Annotated in this window: 17 protein-coding genes; 11 read left to right on the top strand and 6 right to left on the bottom strand. The window is 71.9% G+C overall.

The genetic code is table 11. The features are described from left to right. Window positions 1–117: 117 nt before the first annotated feature. Window positions 118–3648 carry a DEAD/DEAH box helicase gene (locus P3T39_RS07200; RefSeq protein WP_280696505.1) on the top strand — a complete coding sequence of 1177 codons (3531 nt, stop codon included), beginning with the start codon at window positions 118–120 and terminating at the stop codon, window positions 3646–3648. After that, complete coding sequence (locus tag P3T39_RS07195; protein WP_280696504.1) at window positions 3645–3890, top strand: hypothetical protein; 246 nt, start codon at window positions 3645–3647, stop codon at window positions 3888–3890. Before P3T39_RS07200 ends, P3T39_RS07195 begins: the two co-directional genes overlap by 4 nt. Window positions 3891–3994: 104 nt before the next feature. Here P3T39_RS07195 and P3T39_RS07190 read toward each other — a convergent pair whose 3' ends face one another. Next, window positions 3995–4669: a formylglycine-generating enzyme family protein gene (locus P3T39_RS07190; RefSeq protein ID WP_280696503.1), complete on the bottom strand. Its 675-nt coding sequence runs from the start codon at window positions 4667–4669 to the stop codon at window positions 3995–3997. Window positions 4670–4946: 277 nt separating this feature from the next. Between P3T39_RS07190 and P3T39_RS07185 the strand changes: the two genes are divergently transcribed. From P3T39_RS07185 to P3T39_RS07175, 3 genes are all read left to right on the top strand, one after another. Next, complete coding sequence (locus P3T39_RS07185; RefSeq protein WP_280696502.1) at window positions 4947–5342, top strand: helix-turn-helix transcriptional regulator; 396 nt, start codon at window positions 4947–4949, stop codon at window positions 5340–5342. A 132-nt stretch (window positions 5343–5474) separates the two neighbouring features. Next, window positions 5475–6056, top strand: a complete 582-nt coding sequence (locus P3T39_RS07180; RefSeq protein ID WP_280696501.1) for a hypothetical protein — start codon at window positions 5475–5477, stop codon at window positions 6054–6056. A 159-nt stretch (window positions 6057–6215) separates the two neighbouring features. Then, window positions 6216–6548 (top strand): DUF2516 family protein, encoded by a 333-nt coding sequence (locus P3T39_RS07175; protein ID WP_280696624.1) that lies wholly within the window; start codon window positions 6216–6218, stop codon window positions 6546–6548. A 105-nt stretch (window positions 6549–6653) separates the two neighbouring features. Here the strand turns inward: P3T39_RS07175 and P3T39_RS07170 are convergent, their stop codons facing one another. After that, the gene (locus tag P3T39_RS07170) at window positions 6654–8435 is read right to left on the bottom strand and encodes a SpoIIE family protein phosphatase (protein WP_280696500.1); all 1782 of its coding nucleotides are present in this window, start codon (window positions 8433–8435) and stop codon (window positions 6654–6656) included. 281 nt (window positions 8436–8716) lie between these two features. Here P3T39_RS07170 and P3T39_RS07165 point away from each other — a divergent pair, with 281 nt between their 5' ends. Continuing rightward, window positions 8717–9268, top strand: coding sequence for an O-acetyl-ADP-ribose deacetylase (locus tag P3T39_RS07165; protein WP_280696499.1), 552 nt, complete (start codon window positions 8717–8719; stop codon window positions 9266–9268). Window positions 9269–9433: 165 nt separating this feature from the next. On the opposite strand, the gene P3T39_RS07160 is transcribed toward P3T39_RS07165, so the two are convergent. Beyond that, a complete protein-coding gene (locus P3T39_RS07160; RefSeq protein WP_280696498.1) occupies window positions 9434–10255 on the bottom strand; it encodes a class I SAM-dependent methyltransferase in 822 nt (273 codons plus the stop codon). A gap of 304 nt (window positions 10256–10559) precedes the next feature. Here P3T39_RS07160 and mshA point away from each other — a divergent pair, with 304 nt between their 5' ends. The 3 genes from mshA (at window position 10560) to P3T39_RS07145 (ending at window position 13547) form a co-directional block, all read left to right on the top strand. Continuing rightward, window positions 10560–11891: a D-inositol-3-phosphate glycosyltransferase gene (gene mshA, locus P3T39_RS07155; protein ID WP_280696623.1), complete on the top strand. Its 1332-nt coding sequence runs from the start codon at window positions 10560–10562 to the stop codon at window positions 11889–11891. Window positions 11892–12105: 214 nt separating this feature from the next. Further along, window positions 12106–12648, top strand: coding sequence for a YbjN domain-containing protein (locus P3T39_RS07150; protein ID WP_280696497.1), 543 nt, complete (start codon window positions 12106–12108; stop codon window positions 12646–12648). A 140-nt stretch (window positions 12649–12788) separates the two neighbouring features. After that, entirely contained in the window at window positions 12789–13547 is a 759-nt protein-coding gene (locus tag P3T39_RS07145) for a phosphoglyceromutase (protein WP_280696496.1), read from the top strand. A gap of 474 nt (window positions 13548–14021) precedes the next feature. Here P3T39_RS07145 and P3T39_RS07140 read toward each other — a convergent pair whose 3' ends face one another. Together P3T39_RS07140 and phoU are read right to left on the bottom strand one after the other, a co-directional pair. Further along, window positions 14022–14201 (bottom strand): hypothetical protein, encoded by a 180-nt coding sequence (locus tag P3T39_RS07140; RefSeq protein ID WP_280696495.1) that lies wholly within the window; start codon window positions 14199–14201, stop codon window positions 14022–14024. Window positions 14202–14388: 187 nt separating this feature from the next. After that, window positions 14389–15069 (bottom strand): phosphate signaling complex protein PhoU, encoded by a 681-nt coding sequence (gene phoU / locus P3T39_RS07135; protein ID WP_280696494.1) that lies wholly within the window; start codon window positions 15067–15069, stop codon window positions 14389–14391. A 297-nt stretch (window positions 15070–15366) separates the two neighbouring features. Between phoU and P3T39_RS07130 the strand changes: the two genes are divergently transcribed. Together P3T39_RS07130 and P3T39_RS07125 are read left to right on the top strand one after the other, a co-directional pair. Beyond that, window positions 15367–16644 carry an ATP-binding protein gene (locus P3T39_RS07130; protein WP_280696493.1) on the top strand — a complete coding sequence of 426 codons (1278 nt, stop codon included), beginning with the start codon at window positions 15367–15369 and terminating at the stop codon, window positions 16642–16644. Next, a complete protein-coding gene (locus P3T39_RS07125) occupies window positions 16641–17336 on the top strand; it encodes a response regulator transcription factor (protein ID WP_280696492.1) in 696 nt (231 codons plus the stop codon). Before P3T39_RS07130 ends, P3T39_RS07125 begins: the two co-directional genes overlap by 4 nt. 73 nt (window positions 17337–17409) lie before the next feature. Here the strand turns inward: P3T39_RS07125 and P3T39_RS07120 are convergent, their stop codons facing one another. After that, a complete protein-coding gene (locus P3T39_RS07120; RefSeq protein WP_280696491.1) occupies window positions 17410–18096 on the bottom strand; it encodes a DUF461 domain-containing protein in 687 nt (228 codons plus the stop codon). Window positions 18097–18459: the final 363 nt, after the last annotated feature.

Here is an 18459-nt window from a genome sequence, read left to right as displayed (position 1 = left end):
GTTCCGGTCCGCTATGGACACCCGGATAGGCTCGATCGGGTCCGCAGTCACGCCCGCCGTCACGCCCGCCGTCGACTCCGCCATCGGGTCCGCAACGTATTCCGGGAGGTCAGAGCGATGTACGCCCTGCACGCGCTCTGGCAGTCCGACGGCCGGTTGGCCCTGTGGGCCGAGGATGCGCAGGCGTACGGCGCTCCCCGCGAACCCGTCGGCCGGCCCGCTGAGTCCGGCGAGTCCGGCCTGCCAGGGGGGTCGATCGTGGGCGGTGGTTCCGGTGGTTCCGGTGGCACCGGGGAGCCCGGCGTACTCGCAACGGCAGGCGCACCCGGAGCGCTGGTGCGCCGAGCGCGCAAGGACGTACGGGTCGCCGCCCACCCCTATGCCTGCCCCGCCGGCTTCCTCGCGCGCCTTCTCGCCGGCATCGGCCCGGGGCTCGGCTGGCTCGCCGAGCAGGCGCCCGAGCGATGGGCCACTCTGCTGCTTCCCGGCCTCGGCGCAGCGCCCACTCCGTCCCCGCAGCTGCCCGTCGGTGCCGTCGGGCGCGGGATCCTGCTGTCCCCATGGCGGGTGCCGGTACTGGTGTTCGGCCCTGTCGAGGCTGCCCAGCTGCTGGGTGAACTCTTCGACCCCCACGGGTCCGTGGCCACGGCCGAACTCCCCGGAATGGGCGCGGTCGAGGTTGCCTACGGCGCCTCGGTGCGCTGGCTGACCGCCGTCCACGACCTCGCCTGGCGGCTCGTCGGCCGGGGGCGTGTGCTGCCCGTACTCCGGGAGGAGGAGAGCGGAGCGGCCTACGCGCGCTGGCAGCCCGCGCCGGACGCACTTGCCCGGCGCGAGGCCGAGGCACTTGCCGCCGGGTGTCCGCCGATCTGTCTCGCCGAGTACCGGCCCGGCGCCCCGGACCGTACCGGTGCCGAACTGCTCGCCGAGGTCCTGGACGTCCTGGCCGACCGTGAGACCCGCGTCGCCCTGGAAGGCGCACCGCCCCCGCTGCGGCGCGCGCCCGCCGGCACCGCAGAGGCATGGCTGGCGGCCCTCTGCTCGCACTCCACCGACGGACGCTTTTACGACGGGCGCTCCGCCGACGGAGGTTCCGCCGAAGGGCGTTCTGGCGGCGGACGTTCGGGGGCCGTCGCCGACCTCCGGGAACGGCTGGCAGCCTGGCACGCCGGGGCCGGCGCTCCCGGGCGGCTGCTGCGCCTCTGCTTCCGGCTCTCCGAACCGCTCGGCGACGACGAACCGCCCGGCCATGACGGTGACGGTGGTCCGGCCGAGAATCCCAACGATCGAGCCGGTGACGACGATTGGCGTCTCGACTTCCTCCTCCAGGCAGTCGAGACGCCGTCCCTCCTGGTCACCGCCGACGACCTCTGGTCCGGCGGCCCTGCGCCGGCTGCTCTCGCTCGGCAGGTCGCGGACCCCGTCGAGACGTACACCGCAGAACTCGACCGGGCCGTCCTCCGTCGCCCCGAACTCCGCCCGGCGCTCCGCGCTTCCCGCCCCACCGGCCTCACCCTCGACCGCGCCGGGGCGCTCTCCTTCCTTCGCGAGGCCGCTCCGGCCCTCACCGAGGCCGGCTTCGGCGTGCTGCTCCCCGCCTGGTGGCAGCGCCGCCCACGGCTCGGGCTGGCCCTGACGGCAGCCCGTACACCCGTGGCCGGGGCCATCGAGCGGACCGGGCAGATCGACCGTGACGCAGTCGTGGACTTCCGCTGGGCGGCCGCACTCGGCGAACTCACCCTCACCGAGCAGGAGTTGGCTGATCTGGGCGCCGCACAACAGGGCCTGGTCCGGCTGCGCGGCCGATGGATCGAGGTGGACGCGAGCCAGATCGCGGCCGCGCTCGCCTTCCTGTCCCATCGGGGCGGCGGGTCCATGTCCACAACCGAGGTGCTGCGCCTGGCACTCGATCCGTCGGCACAGGTTGCCGGGCTGCCGGTCACGCGGGTCGAGGCCACCGGTCCGCTGGGCGCGCTCCTCGCGGACGCCTCGGCGGACCCTGATGCCACGGACGGCGCGCCGGGCGCGGTCGACGGCCCCGTGCGCGGTGGCGAGCGTACGCCGCCGCCCGCCCTCCCACAGGACTTCGGAGCCACCCTCCGCCCTTACCAGGAGCGGGGGTTGGCCTGGCTGCATGCCATGGCGCAGCTCGGCCTCGGGGTCGTCCTGGCCGACGACATGGGCCTGGGCAAGACCGTGCAGACCCTCGCCCTGCTGGCCGTCGAGCAGGGCGAACGGGCGGAACGGGAGGAACAAGCGGAACGGGCTGGGCGGCCGTCCGGGGTTCCGGTGCCCAATCTGCTGGTCTGCCCGATGTCCCTGGTCGGCAACTGGCAGCGGGAGGCCGCCAGGTTCGCCCCGATGCTGCGAGTCCACGTCCACCACGGCGCGGACCGCGCCGAAGGCTCGGTCGCCCAGGCCGTCGCGGCCGGGGCCGACCTGGTCATCACCACTTACGGGTTGGTCCAGCGGGACGCCGAGGAGTTGGGGCGGATCTCCTGGCGCAGGGTCATCGCGGACGAGGCCCAGTTCATCAAGAACGCGGCCACCGCCCAGTCTCGGGCCGTGCGTGCGCTGAGGGCAGAGCACCGTATCGCGCTCACCGGCACCCCGGTCGAGAACCGGCTGGCCGAGCTGCATGCCGTACTCGACTTCGCCAACCCCGGGCTGTTCGGTTCGGCCGAGTCCTTCAAGGAGCGCTACGCCATCCCGGTCGAGCTCAACGGGAACTCCGCTGCAACCGGCCGACTCCGCAGGCTCGCCGGCCCGTTCATGCTGCGCCGGTCCAAGTCGGAGCCGGTGATCGCAGCTGAACTCCCCGCCAAGCAGGAGATCACGGTCTGGTGCAACCTCACCCCCGAGCAGGCCGGGCTCTACCAGGCCGTGGTGGCCGATCTGCTGCAGCGCCTCCAGGGCGTTCGAGGTGTGGAGCGCCAGGGAGCCGTACTCGCCGCGATCGGCAGGCTCAAGCAGGTGTGCAACCATCCCTCCCAACTGCTCCACGACCGAGCGGAGCTGGGTGACAGGTCGGGCAAGGTGGCGCGGCTGGAGGAGATCCTGGCGGAGGCACTCGCCGAGGGCGACCGGGTTCTGGTCTTCACCCAGTACGCGGAGTTCGGCCGGATGTTGCAGCCCCACCTGGTGGAGCGGCTCGGTGAAGAGGTGCTCTACCTGCACGGGGGCGTGCCGAAGCGCCGCCGCGAGGAGATGGTTGCCCGCTTCCAGTCTCCGGACGGCCCCCGGATCTTCCTGCTCTCGCTCAAGGCGGGCGGTACCGGGCTCAACCTCACCAACGCCAATCATGTGATCCACCTCGACCGTTGGTGGAATCCGGCGGTGGAGGACCAGGCGACCGACCGCGCCTTCCGGATCGGCCAGCGAAGGGACGTCCAGGTCCGGCGCCTGGTCTGCGTCGGCACGGTGGAGGAGCGGATCGCCGAACTGATCGAGTCCAAGCGGGCCTTGGCCGAAGCCGTGGTCGGCGAAGGTGAGCAGTGGCTCACCGACCTCTCCGCCGCCTCCCTGCGCGAACTCGTCTCCCTCTCCGCCGACGCGATCGGCGAGACCGAGACGGCGGTCGCAGTAGCAGGCGGCGGAGTGGCCGGAGAAGCGACCGGTGCCACCACAGCTGGAGTGACCGACCGATGACCGACGCCCACGCACTCGCCGCCCGCCTGGACACCTTCTGGGAGGGCGACTTCACCCTCCACGCCGCTCCGGCGGGGCCCGTCACGCCCGCCGGCCCGCATGGGGCCGCTCCCGGGGACACCGGGGCCGAGCTCGGACCGGCGATCGCGGACCTCGGCCCCTCGGGCATCCGTGTCGCCGGCCGCGACCTCGCCGTACTGCTGGCGTCCGCCTACCGGGAGATGACCGGCTCCGGTGACTGAGGTTCCGCCGCAGGCCGAAGCAGCCGGCGGCCTGTGCCCCTGACGGATGCGGCGGGTGTCGCGTTCGAGGACGCGCGGGAAGCGGTCGTCGCAGACGACGCGGATCAGCTCACGATGGAACGCGCGATGCGGAACCCCACGTCGTCGACCTGGAAGCCCGGGTGGCTGCGCCGCCGCGCGGAGGCCCGGCAGCTCCAGTGCTCGTCGAACCAGCCACCGCCACGTAGCACCCGGTAGGTGCCGTAGACCTCGGCGTCGTAGATGTCCCAGCACCAGTCCCAGACGTTGCCGAGCATGTCGTAGAGGCCCCACGGGTTGGGCTGCCTGCCGCCCACGTCGTGGATTCGCTCGTGCGAGTTGCCGCGGTACCAAGCGATCTCGTCGAGCGGCCCGTAGTGCGGCCCGGTCGTACCGGCACGGCAGGCGTGCTCCCACTCGGCTTCGGTCGGCAGCCGGTACCCGTCGGCGGATTCGTCCCACTCGATGCCTTCGCCGTTGGCATGGAGGTGGTAGGCGGGCGCGAACCCGTCGCGTTGGGACAGGGCGTTGCAGAACCGGACCGCATCCCACCAGGAAACGCCCTCGACGGGCAACTGGTCCCCCTGGGCAGTGCTTGGCCGCCGGCCGGTGATCCGTGCGTACAGCGCCTGGGTGATCGGGAGCGCCGCCAGCCGGTACGGCGCGAGCTCGATCGACCAACTGCGCTGTGTCCGCCGGTCGGACAGCGTTACCTGCCCCGGCGGAATAGCGATCATCTCGTTTCCTGCACTCGCGTCCATGGGCAGGAGATCCTACCGACACCTGTCCTGGACGACCGTGCGGCCGGCCTTCCGGGACGGGACAACTGATCACATCTCCGCGCCGGGAACATGACGCGCCGTCTGGTCTCATCCAGCTCCGGGCATGAGTACGCCGCAGACCTGTCGCAGCGTTCACGCCGGCGTCCTACTCGGCGGGCTGGTCGAAGGTGGGGATCCGACGCTCGGGCGACCTGCACTGGTTGCTAATGTTAGCGCCCTGCTTGCATTTGCAAGCAGGGCGGAGCAGACTGCGGGTATGGCCTCACTCAACGTCGGCTCGCTCGGCGAGTACATCCGGGAGCAGCGGCGGAACGCACAGTTCTCGCTGCGGCAGCTGGCGGAGGCTGCCGGTGTGTCCAACCCGTACCTCAGCCAGATCGAGCGCGGGCTGCGCAAGCCGAGCGCGGAGATCCTGCAGCAGATCGCCAAGGCGCTGCGGATCTCGGCGGAGACGCTGTACGTCCAGGCCGGGATTCTGGAGGAACGGCAGGGTGAGGGGCTCGAACTGAGAGCCGCGATCCTGGCCGATCCGCTGATCAACGAGCGGCAGAAGCAGGCGTTGCTCGCGGTCTACGACGCCTTCCTGAAGGAGAACAAGGAAGGTCCGTCGACGGACGGGGCGACGGCGGCGATACCCGCCGACAAGGGCTGAACAGCCGACAAGGGCTGAACAGCCGACAAGGACCGAACGACTGAATATGGGTGGCCGTCCAGCCGGGTGGCCACCGGGCGAAGACCTACGACAGGCCCGTGGCCGGGCCGTCGACGCAAGGGAGGACCGGTCATGCCGATCACCGACGAGATCAAGAAGACCCTCAGCGACCCGACTCCGCTGTACGCCCTCGCGGGCGCCGGCGATCTCGCGTACGAGAAGCTGCGCGAGGTGCCCGGCAAGGTCGAGGCGCTGGCGGCCGACCGTAAGGGCACCCAGGAGAAGGCTGCGGTCCGGCTGCAGGAGGCGCAGGCCCGGCTGGTCGAGGCGCAGGCGAAGGTGACCGAGACGGTCACCACGCTGCCGACCGACCTCAAGGTGCTGCAGGAGAAGGCCCAGGTCTTCGCGTTGCAGCAGGTGGGCCGGGCGGCGGAGCTCGCCGTCAAGGCGAAGGAGGTCTACGACGAGCTGGCCGTGCGCGGCAAGGCGGTCGTGGACAAGGGCCAGGACGAGGACCGGACGCAGACCCAGGGGGCCGGGCCCGCCGTGGTCGCGGTCGATGCCGAGGAGCCCGTCGAGGCCGGGATCGTGGCAGAGGAGCCCGCTGAGGAGACCGCTTCGGCCTCGGCGAAGAAGACCCCGCGGGCGCGGAAGTCCGGCGAGAAGCCCGCCGAGAGCTCCGGTGAGGACTCCGCGGCCGCCGCCGGGAAGTAGGCGTCCACCGAGAAGTAATGCGGGCACATCCCGCAGGGTCGGTTCGTTGTCCGGTGTACGGGTGCCCGGTCGTGCCACGATGGGAAGTGACCTTGCCCGCCCCGGTGTCGGCGAAGCCGGTGCTGCCGTAGCCGCAGTGAGGAGACCGCAGTGGTGCAGATCCTGCTCTTCGACTTCCTGAACCCGTTCTGGTGGCTGACCACCGCGATGGTGTGCTTCAAGCTGTTCGCCTTCGTGGACGCGGCGACGCGGCGCGAGGACGCCTACCGTGCGGCGGACAAGAAGACGAAGCAGTTCTGGTTGATCATTCTTGGCATCGCCCTTGCGCTGGACCTGCTGCTCGGGGGCAGTGTGTTCGCCCTGCTGTCGCTGGTCGGACTGGTCGCCGCGATCGTCTACATGGTGGATGTCCGCCCCGCCATCAGGCAGCTGACCGGTGGCTCCGGCGGCAACGGCAACCGGCGGAACACGGGCCCGTACGGTCCGTGGTGACCTCGGTGCAGTAGAACGGTGAAGTGATGGTGGGAGCGGTACCCCGATCGGGTACCGCTCCCACCGCGTTTCGCGGCCCGCAACAGTCCGCAACAGCCCTGGCAGTCAGCCCATGATGACGGGCGCCGGGTTGCGCTCCAGCAGCAGGACGGCGACGTCGTCGGTCAGCGAGCCTCCGTTGAGCTCCTCGACCTCCGCGATGGCACTGTCGACCAGCCGGCCACGGGTGAGGCCGGTGGACTGGTGGTCGCCGATCAGCTCGACCAGGCCGTCCTGGCCGAGCCGAGGGGAACCGGCGCCGACCCGGCCCTCGACCAGCCCGTCCGTGTAGAGCATCAGCCGCCAGCCGGGCTGGAGCTCCAGATGCTGGGCGGGCCAGACCGCCTGGCCGTCGTCGCACGGGACCAGCCCCAGCGCCGGGCCGGCCTGGTCGGACGGGAGCAGCACGGGCCGCCCCTCCGGCCGGAGCAGCAGCGGGGCAGGGTGCCCGGCCAGATAGAGCTGGGCGTGCTCCACCGCCCCGGCGGAGGCCGGAGCCGCGGGAGCGTGAGGAGCCGGGGAGGCCGAGGGAGTCGGGGCAGTCGGCTCGGGGGAGAGCACCAGCATGCAGAGCGTCGCGAAGATCTCGTCGCTGCGCCGCTCGTGCTCCAGGACGTGTTGAAGCGTGCTGAGGAGCTTCTCGCCGGTGAGCCCGGCGAAGACCAGGGTGCGCCACGCTATCCGGAGGGCGACACCGAGGGCGGCCTCGTCCGGACCATGGCCGCAGACATCGCCGATCACCACATGGACGGTGCCGTCGCCGGTACGGACGGCGTCGTAGAAGTCGCCGCCGAGGAGTGCCCGGCGGCGGCCGGGGCGGTAGCGGCGGGTGAAGGCGAGCCCGGCCCCGTCGAGGAGAGGGGTGGGGAGCAGGTGCCGCTGCAGGCGCGCGTTCTCCTGGCCGCGCAGCTCGGCCTCGACCAGTCGGCGCTGCGACTCGTCGGCCCGCTTGCGCTCGACCGCGTAGCGCAGGGCGCGGGCCAGCAGTGGTCCGTCGGTCTCGTGCTTGACGAGGAAGTCCTGGGCTCCTGCCGCGACGGCGGCCGCGCCCAGCTCGGCGCTGCCGGCGTCGGTCAGGACCACGACGGCGGTGTGTGGCGCGCGCCGAAGAAGCTCGCGCAGCCCGTCCAAGCCGTCCGGGGAGTCAAGGCCCTCGGTGCCGTCGTTGGCGTCCGGCCGGCCGGAGCCGTCGGGCCGGCTGAGCAGTCCGGGTCGGCTGTGCGGGCCGGGCGGGCCGGACACGCCCGACGAGTCCGGCAGGGCGGGCAGCTCGCCGGGGGCGGCCAGGTCGAGCAGGACACAGCTGAAGTCGGAACCGCGCGGGCGGCTCCGGCGAGCCGCGGGCAGGGTGGGAGAGAGAAGAGCGGCGGCCTGGTCGATCCCGTGAGCCCAGTGGATCTCGATGGCGGCACCGCTGTCGGCGACCAGCTGTTCGATCAGCACCGCGTCGGAGACGTCGCTCTCGATGACGAGCAGTCGGAACGGCGTGCCGCGGGAGGGTGTCACGGGGATGCCGTTGGTACCGCGAGGGTGCGGTATGGGGCTGGTGCCGCCGTCGATGCGCCTGTCGTTGCGGCTGCCGATCCGTCCTTCGGGCTGCCCGTCCTGCCCGTCCGCGTGCACGGCGGCGGATTCGGTGTCCTCGAGGTCGGGTTCGCCTGCCCGGGCGTTCATTTTGCTGTCGGTCCGCCCGCTGACGCGTCCGTCCCTTCGGAGGGCAGCGAGTCCTGCTGTCCGCCTGGCCGACCGGCCAGAGGCGGTCTCGCCGCCGCCGTCCAGCTGATCGGCGGCCGCGCCGATGGTCTGGCCGGCGGCGTGCTCAGTCGTGCTGCCGGCACGTTCGGTCAAGACTCCGCCGGTGCTGCCCGGCCGGTACGAGGCACGCGGTGCCCGCCCGTCTCCCGTTGCGGGCATTGGTCGATCCTCCCTTTCCCCGACTGGGCAACGGCTGAGATCCGTGCTCAGTGCCCGCATGGCACCGTGCGTCGGGGAGCTTCTCGCGACCATAACGTGATCTCCGGGGATTTCTCTGGCCGACCGGCGCCGATGTGGTAATTGCCACGCTCTCAGCGGGCCGGGCGGTTACTGTGGGCGCCCTGTGGAGGCGGTGTGACGGGAGGTCCGGTCCGGTGACACAGATCACGCTGGTCGAGGGTGACATCACCGAGCAGCAGGTGGACGCGATTGTGAACGCCGCTAACTCCTCCCTGCTCGGCGGCGGTGGGGTGGACGGCGCCATCCACCGCCGGGGCGGCCCGGAGATTCTGGAGGACTGCCGCAGCTTGCGGGCCTCGCGTTACGGCAAGGGTCTGCTGACCGGTCGGGCAGTCGCCACGAGGGCCGGCCGGCTGCCGGCCAGGTGGGTCGTGCACACGGTCGGGCCGGTGTATCTGCCGGAGGAGTACGAGCAGCGGGCCGGGCTGCTGGCTTCCTGCTATCGGGAATCGCTGCGGGTGGCGGTCGAGTTGGGGGCGCGGACGGTGGCGTTCCCGGCGATCTCGGCCGGGGTGTACGGGTGGCCGTTGGAGGACGTGGCACGGATCGCCCTCGTGACTGCCACGGAAGCGGCGGCGGAACTGGCGGAGCGGGCGGAGCTGGCTGAGATTCGGTTCGTACTGTTCGGAGCGGAGGCGTACGAGGTCTTCGAGCGGGTCTGGCGCGCACTGGGGCCCATGAGCTGACGGAGGCTCAGGCCCTTGGGTTGAAACCGGCGGTTCATACGGCTGCGTCCATGGTGACGTGATGGGGCGTCAACATGCTAGGGATATTCGATAACTCGTTCGAGTGAAATCCCGTGGCCCGTCAGGGAGTCGAAGTGTCCAGGGCCCGAGGCCGAGGCGGACCCGCTACGGGGCCAGCGCGCTCCACGGCACCGTGACCTCGCCCTGCCGCCAGCGCCCTCGCGCGTCCGCCAGTGGCCAGTTGCCCGCCAGCGCCGTGCAGGCGGCCACCCATCGCTGGCGCGCCCCGAACGCTCCGTACGGCGCCGCGGCCGACCACGCCCGGTCGAAGTCGGTCAGGAACGCGTGCACCGGACGCCCGGGAACGTTGTGGTGGATGAGCGCCTTGGGCAGCCGTTCGGCCAGATCGGAGGGCTGGCCGAGCCCGCCCAGCCGGGCGGCGAAGGTCACCGTCCTGGGCCCTTCGGGGCCGAGCGCGACCCAGACGTGCCGTCGGCCGATCTCGTCGCACGTCCCCTCGACCAGCAGGCCACCGGGTGCCAGTCGTCCGCAGAGCCGCTCCCAGACCGCGGCGACCGCCGACTCCTCGTACTGTCGCAGCACGTTCGCCGCCCGGATCAGCAGTGGCGCCGCCCCGTCCAGCGGCACCTCGAAGCCGCCGCGCCGGAAGGTCAGCAGCGGCGGTTCGGCGTACGGAAGGGCGGCCGCGACCCGCTCGGGCTCGATCTCGATCCCCACCACCCGTATGTCCGTCCGCACCGCCCGCAGCCGGTTCGAGAGCTCGACGGCGGTCCATGGTGCAGCGCCGTAGCCGAGGTCCACGGCGACGGGTGGCCGGTCGGCCGAGCGCAGCACGGGGCCCAGGGTGTGGGCGATCCAGCGGTCCATCCGGCGCAGCCGGTTGGTGTTGGTCGTGCCTCGGGTCACCGTGCCGACCGGGCGGGCGGAGCGCCCACGGGCGGGGGAGGGATCGAACGAGGCGGCCATGCCAGGCAGCCTACGTGGCCGATGTCGGCCCATCTCATCCAGCGAGACGGGAATACCGGCCATCGACCCCGAAGTTGTCACACTGGACGAATGCCCGTCCGAGCCACCGCCCATAGGCGGTGTCCAGGCAGGGCAGGAGCCCCGGCGGTTCGGCGCGGCAGGCACGCCCGCTGGCCCGGCACGCAGGACAGGCACGCAGTAGCAGCACAGCCCGCAGGAACAGCATGGCCACGGCAGTCGGGGAGCAAGAGGAGGCTTCAGCCCGGTGACCCAGCACCCCGTACGGACGGCACTTCGTGCCCAGATCGGGCTTCCACCCGCCCGTGGGCGTCTGCAGGCACTGGTCGGCGGGCGCTCCCGTCGGCCGCGCCGGATAGCCATGCTGAGCGTCCACACCTCGCCGCTGCACCAGCCGGGCACGGGCGACGCGGGCGGGATGAACGTCTACATCGTCGAGCTGGCCAAGCGCCTGGCCGAGCTGGACATCGAGGTCGAGATCTTCACCCGGGCGACTCGCTCGGAGGACGCGCCCACCGTCCCGCTCGCCCCCGGGGTGCTGGTCCGGCACGTCACGGCGGGCCCGTACGAGGGGCTGCTCAAGGAGGACCTTTCTGCCCAGCTCTGCGCCTTCACCCACGGCGTGCTGCGCACCGAGGCCGGGCACCGTCCGGGCCACTACGACCTGGTGCACTCGCACTACTGGCTCTCCGGGCAGGTCGGCTGGCTGGCCGCCGAGCGCTGGGGCGTGCCGCTGGTGCACACCATGCACACCATGGCCAAGGTCAAGAACGCCGCGCTCGCCGAGGGCGACACCCCGGAGCCGGCGGCGCGGGTGATCGGTGAGACCCAGGTGGTCGAGGCTGCGGACCGGCTGATCGCCAACACCGCCGAGGAGGCCGACGAGCTCTCGCACCACTACTCCGCGCGCCGGGACCAGCTCGCCGTCGTCCATCCCGGCGTCAATCTGGACGTCTTCCGGCCCGGTGACCGCGCTGCCGCGCGGGCCGGGCTCGGCCTGCCGCAGGACGCCGCGGTCCTGCTGTTCGCCGGTCGGATCCAGCCGCTCAAGGCGCCCGATGTGCTGCTCAGGGCCGTCGCGGTGCTGCTGGAGCGGGCGCCGGAGCTGCGCGAGCGGCTCGTCGTCCCGGTCGTCGGCGGCCCCTCCGGCACCGGCCTCGAGAGGCCGGAGAGCCTGCACAAGCTCTCCGCCCAGCTCGGTATCTCGGACGTGGTCCGCTTCAACCCGCCGGTCGGCCAGCCGCAGCTCGCCGAGTGGTACCGGGCCGCCTCGGCGCTGGTGATGCCCTCGTACAGCGAGTCCTTCGGTCTGGTGGCCCTGGAGGCGCAGGCGTGCGGCACGCCGGTGGTCGCGGCAGCGGTCGGCGGTCTCCCGGTCGCCGTCCAGGACGGCCGTACGGGCACCCTGGTGCACGGCCACGACCCGCACGCCTGGGCCGAGGCGCTGCACCCGTATGTCACCCGGCCCGAGCTGGTCGGACAGCAGGGCGAGGCCGCCGCCCGGCACGCGGCGGCCTTCGGCTGGAACGCGGCCGCCGCCGCCACGGCGGAGGTGTACGCGGGCGCGCTCACCCGCCCGGCAGGGCGTCTGGGGCGCTCCCGGCTCCGCCTGTCCTGACGCTCCGGCCCGGGGTGGCCGGTTGCGCTGACGCCCCGGCCCGGGGCGATCGGCTGCGCCGGGCCGGGGCGATCGGCTGCGCCGGGCGGGGCCGTACGGCCTGGCTCATCGGCCGGGCCCGGGGCGCAGGGCCGAGCTCGGCCCACGAAGGTGCTGCGCAGACACCGGCCGACCCGGCTGCACTGTGCCCCTACCGCCGAGTAGCGTCTCCTCCATGGCAATCCGCACGAAGGACGACGCTCTCGGCCTGCTCCGCGCCGCACTGGACGAGGCCGAGGTGGCCTGGGAACCGGCCGCAACCGACCCGTACACCCTGGTCGCCTCGCTGCCGGGCACCCGGAAGCTGGCCACCACCTGCGCACTGCGCATCGGGGACCACACGCTCTCGGTGAACGCGTTCGTGATCCGCCGCCCTGACGAGAACCACGAGGCGGTCTACCGCTGGCTGCTGGAACGCAACACCCGCCTGTTCGGGGTCGCGTACGCCATCGACGGCCTTGGCGACGTCTACCTCGCGGGCCGCCTCCCGCTGGAGGCGCTGACCGCGGACGCGGTGGACCGGCTGCTCGGCACCGTGCTGGAGAACGCCGACGAGCCCTTCAACACCCTGCTCGAACTCGGCTTCGCCTCCGCCATCCGGCGCGAGTGGGAGTGGCGCACCAAGCGTGGCGAGTCCACCCGCAACCTCGAAGCCTTCGCCCATCTGTCCGTCCCGGCCGGGCCGGCGACCCCGCCGCAGCCGACCGATCAGGGCTGAGCGGCCCCGGGCGGCCCCGGGCAGCCCCGATGCAGGAGGGGCCGCTCGGCGAACATGTAAGCGGCATATGCCGTACATGCACCTTACGGAAAGGCTTTCGGCCCGGTCGGCGGTTTTCCGGCTCCATTAAGCTGTGAGCCATGGCTGACACGACGTACCGACTCATCCTGCTCCGCCACGGCGAGAGCCAGTGGAACCAGAAGAACCTTTTCACCGGCTGGGTCGACGTCGACCTCAACGAGAAGGGCGAGAAGGAGGCTGCGCGCGGTGGCGAGCTGCTCGCCGCCGAGGGCTTCTTCCCCGACGTGGTGCACACCTCCCTGCTGCGCCGCGCTATCCGCACCTCGCAGATCGCCCTGGACAAGGCCGACCGCCACTGGATCCCGGTCAGCCGCAGCTGGCGCCTGAACGAGCGCCACTACGGTGCGCTCCAGGGCAAGGACAAGGCCCAGACCCTGGCCGAGTTCGGCGAGGAGCAGTTCCAGCTCTGGCGCCGCTCGTACGACACCCCGCCGCCGGTGCTCGCCGACGACGCCGAGTACTCGCAGGCCGGTGACGCCCGCTACGCCGACATCCCGAGCGAGCTGCGCCCGCGCACCGAGTGCCTCAAGGACGTCGTCGAGCGCATGCTGCCGTACTGGTACGACGCGATCGTCCCGGACCTGGCCGCCGGCCGGACCGTCCTGGTCACCGCCCACGGCAACAGCCTGCGTGCGCTGGTCAAGCACCTCGACGGCATCTCGGACGAGGACATCGCGGGCCTGAACATCCCCACCGGCATCCCGCTGGTGTACGAGCTGGACGCCGACTTCAAGCCGGTCGTCAAGGGCGGCCGCTACCTGGACGCCGAGGCCGCCGCGGCCGCCATCGAGGCCGTGAAGAACCAGGGCAAGAAGTAGTCCCCGCGCCTCGAAGAGTGCTCGAGCGCAACCGAGCCCCCTGCCTGCGGATCTCCCGCGTGGCAGGGGGCTCGCTCGTGCGACGGCGCCCGGGGCCGATGCCTCCTGTCCGGCAACGCCCCTGCTGTACAAGGAAGTTCGAGGTCTTCAGGGGTGTTTCAGAGGTGGTTCAGACCATTGACGGCCGACGGCCGCGCTTCTACCGTATGTGCCGGAACCGGCGCGGGCGCGCCACCATCCGTTCTCGGATCCCGCCCCCACGCATGCGGGCTGCGCCTCCGTGCACTCCATCCACCCCCACGCCCCGCCTTGGCATGTCCAGAAGCGGGTTCAGGAAGGAGCACCATGCGTAAGCGCCACGCCCTGGTGGCGGCTGCCTTCTACTCCTGCACCGACGTCACCTTCTGACGCGCAGGCCGGGTGCCCCCCGCCGAGCGGTTGGGGGCACCCGGCCTGCGGACGGGACGCGGCTGCTCAGTGGCCGCCGCAGCAGCCGCCGCTGGCGCCGCCGCACTGGCACGGCGCGCCCGACTGGCAGCCGCAGCCGCAGCCGGGGCCGCAGCCGCAGCCGGCGGCGAGGATCGGGAGCAGGGCCGGTGCGGACGGCTCGGTGATGCTCGGCGGGGGAGTGTTCGGGGTCGGGGTTGCCTTCATCGCGCTGGGGCCCTCCTCGGTACGGGCACACGTCGGTGTGCCTACTCCATGAGTGAAGCCCCGTTGGTGACGGGGCGTCAACGGGCGCGTGGTGGTGGCCGGACGGCGCTTCCGTGCGCCCCCCGCCGGGGACCCTGGGCGCGCGGTTCAGCAGTGCAACCGCCTCGCGCGCCCCCGAGGGGGCTGCCTACTCGGCGCTGCCGACCTCGGTGGCCGGGACGAACTCGCCCGCGTGCTCGCCCGTCACCAGGAACACCACGCGCTTGGCCACCGACACCGCGTGGTCGGCGAAGCGCTCGTAGTACCGGCCGACCAGGGTCACGTCCACGGCCGTCTCGATGCCGTGCTGCCAGCGGTCGTCCAGCAGGTGCGAGAAGAGCTCGCGGTGCAGCGCGTCGATCGCGTCGTCGTCCTGCTCCAGCTCCAGCGCCTTGTCCACGTCCTTGGTGGCTATGACCTGGCCGGCCTTGGCGACCAGCCGCTGGGCGAGCTGCCCCATCTCCAGCACGATCGAGTGCAGGTCACGCGGGACCGCCGTGGCGGGGTAGCGCAGTCTGGCCACCTTGGCGACATGGCGGGCCAGGTCGCCGCAGCGCTCGAGGTCGGCGCTCATCCGCAGGCTGGTGACGACGATCCGCAGGTCGGTCGCGACCGGCTGCTGGCGGGCCAGCAGGTCGATGGCCCGGCTCTCCAGGTCGTGGTGGAGCGCGTTGACCTTCTCGTCGGCGGCGATGACGCTCTCGGCCAGCGCCAGGTCCGCGTCGAGCAGCGCAGTGGTGGCCCGGCCCATGGCCGAACCGACCAGCCGGGCCATCTCGACCAGTCCGTCGCTGATCGAGTCGAGTTCCTCGTGGTACGCGTCGCGCATGCTCTCTCCCTCAGTAGCTGTGTCGGTGGCGGTGCCGACCGGGCATCCCGTCATTCCGTACGGTCACGCCCGGCGGGCATCGCGTACGACGGCCGGGAAGGCCGCTGCTGGTGGCGCGAATCGTACGCGCGCCACCGCCCACACGGGCTGCGCCACCCACATTGGGCCGTCCGGGCGACCACGCACGGCCGGTGCAGTGAACCGGTGGAAACCTGAAGGTGAATTCTCGGCAACGTAAGGCCGATCCCTTGATCGCACTCTTGGGGGAGGTCTTCACCTAGCGCTTAGGCTGGCCGTATGGACGTGAATGTGGCTGCCGCCGCTGCCTGCGCCATAGCCGGGCTCGGTGTCGGCCTCACAGCCGCCATAGCGTTCCGTTGGAGCGAGCGTGAGCTGAACCGTGGCAGCAGCGGCAAGAACCGAACCAGTGTGAGCAGCGCACCGACCCAGGAGCCGGCGCTGCCGCCCGGCGTGGACACCGTGCTCTCCGTGCTGCGCTCCTGTGCCATCGTGCTCGGCGAGGGCGACGAGGTGGTCAAGGCCAGCTCGGCCGCCTATGCGATGGGCCTGGTCAGGGGCGGTGCGATGGCTGTCGAGCAGATGCTCTCGCTGGCCAGGGCGACCCGCAGGGACGGTGAGATCCGGCAGGTCGAGCTGGAGGTTCCCCGTCCGGGCGTCGCCCGGGCGGCCGAGCCGCTCGCGGTCTCGGTCCGGGTCGCCCCGCTCGGCTCGCGGCTGGTGCTGGTCCTGGTCGAGGACCTCACCGAGCGCCGCCGGATCGAGGCGGTCCGCCGCGACTTCGTGGCCAACGTCAGCCATGAGCTCAAGACCCCCGTCGGTGCGCTCTCGCTGCTCTCCGAGGCCGTCGCGGACGCTTCCGACGACCCGGAGGCCGTCCAGCGCTTCGCCGGCCGGATGCAGATCGAGGCCACCAGGCTGGCCAGCCTGGTCCAGGAGATCATCGACCTCTCCCGGGTCCAGGACGACCAGCTGCTGATGGACCCGGAGCCGGTGCCGGTGGACGAGTTGATCGCCGAGGCGATCGACCGCTGCCGCCAGCCGGCCGCCGCCAAGCAGATCCATATCGCGGCGGGCGGCATCGGTGAGCTCTATCTGCACGGCAACCGCGGCCAGCTGGCCGCCGCACTCGGCAACCTGGTCGAGAACGCCGTCAACTACAGTCCGCCCCGCACCCGGGTGGCCATCGCCACCCGTCGCATCTCCAGCGCCGCCGCACTCGGCGAGGCGGACGGCGAGCTGATCGAGATATCGGTGACCGACCAGGGCATCGGAATCTCGGAGAAGGACCGCGAGCGGATCTTCGAGCGCTTCTACCGCGTCGATCCGGCCCGCTCCCGGGCCACCGGCGGAACCGGCCTCGGCCTCTCCATCGTCAAACACGTCGCTGCCTCCCACGGCGGCACCGTGTCCGTCTGGAGCGTCGAGGGCCAAGGCTCTACCTTCACGGTGCGGCTCCCCGCCGGGCAGGCCCCGGCGGAGCACCCCGTACCCGACCTGTCGAACGAACCCCCCGTAACCGCAATCCCCCTTCCTGCCCCGGAGGCCCGATCGTGACCCGAGTACTGGTGGTCGAGGACGAGGAGTCGTTCAGCGACGCCCTGTCGTACATGCTCCGCAAGGAGGGCTTCGAGGTGGCCATCGCCGCCACCGGGCCCGACGCCCTGGAGCAGTTCGAACGCAATGGCGCCGACCTGGTGCTGCTCGACCTGATGCTCCCCGGCCTGCCCGGCACCGAGGTCTGCCGCCAGCTGCGGGTCCGCTCCAATGTCCCGGTGATCATGGTGACGGCCAAGGACAGTGAGATCGACAAGGTCGTCGGGCTGGAGATAGGAGCCGACGACTACGTCACCAAGCCCTACTCCACCCGTGAGCTGGTCGCCCGGATCCGGGCGGTGCTGCGCCGCCGCGGTGAGGACGGCAACGGCAGCGGCGACAGCGGCGGCCCGGGCGCGCTGGAGGCGGGCCCGGTCCGGATGGACGTCGATCGGCACGTGGTCACGGTGGACGGCGCCAAGGTCGACCTGCCGCTGAAGGAGTTCGACCTGCTGGAGATGCTGCTGCGCAACGCGGGCCGGGTGCTCACCCGGATGCAGCTGATCGACCGGGTCTGGGGCGCCGACTACGTGGGCGACACCAAGACCCTGGACGTCCACGTCAAGCGCCTGCGGGCGAAGATCGAGCCCGACCCGGGAGCGCCGCGCTACCTGGTGACGGTGCGCGGCCTCGGCTACAAGTTCGAGCCGTAAACCGCCTGGACGGAACACGAAGGGCCCCTGCTCAGCAGGGGCCCTTCGCCGTTTGCGTGGTCGCTGACCGGCGTCAGTGCGCGCTCGGGCTGCCACTCGGGGTCGTACCGGCCGGGGCGGAGGCCGGGGCCGAAGCGGGCGCCGAAGCCGGGGCGGACGCCGGGGCCGAGGCGGGGGCGGAGGCCGGGGCCGAAGCCGGGGCCGAAGCCGGGGCGGACGCGGTGCCCGACGGAGCGGCGGGAGCCACGGCCGGGCCGAAAGCGGCGTACAGGCCGGTGGCCGGGGCGACCTGGGCCTGGGCGGTGACCTTGCCGGCCTTGGCGAAGGCGAAGGTGGCCGGGGCGAAGCCGCCGACCTTGACGGCAGCCGAGGCGAGGTGCGCGGCGGGCTGGCCCTCGCCGCCGAGCAGCACCGAGCCGCCGGCCGGGATGACGATCTCGCTGAGCGGAGCGCCCTTGGCGTCGGTGAAGGTCGCGGCGGCGCCCTCGCCGACGGTGACGGACTGCAATGCCTCGGGGGAGGTGCCGCTGTTGGCGATGTTGACCGAGACGTTGGCCGGGCCGGTCTGATCGGCGACGGCGTCGGCCTTGGTCACCACCACGATGTTGTTGAGCTTGAGGTTCTCCCCGAGCGAGGCCGCCGCGTTGTCCGGCTTGATCTGCAGGGTGTCCGGGGTGTTCCCGGCGGCGCAGGCGGACAGCGGGACGATCGCTGCGAGGACGAGGGCGGCGATGGCGCCGCGTCGAAGGCTCCGGCTCACGGCGGCGCTTCTCCTTGGATCACGTGTCGGGTGGTCAGGGCTCAGACTACCGACCGCACTTATCCGCTACTCACGGGGTGGCCCCGTGTCGCGCCCCGGGTGCCCGTACGGCCTTGCTCGGCCGTACGGCTGAGGGGTACGCCGCGCACGAACGATGGTCACCCGCCGGTCGCCCCCCGTCCGGCCGGTGGAACCGGGCCGAAAGCAAGATCGGGCCACGACGGAGTACGCGGCAAAAACTCAAGATCCAATCATGGTTTCCGCAGTGTCGCCACAGGTTTCGTCAGGTCCTCCATACCGCCTCCGACCTGCGGGAAGCCTCCGTCGAACATCGGTCGCAGCACGTGAAGGGGGTGCTTGTCA

This window comes from Kitasatospora sp. GP82 (genome assembly GCF_029892105.1).
Taxonomy (GTDB): domain Bacteria; phylum Actinomycetota; class Actinomycetes; order Streptomycetales; family Streptomycetaceae; genus Kitasatospora.
Note: the sequence above shows the minus strand (reverse complement) of the source record. Positions and strands in the feature narration are given on the sequence as shown.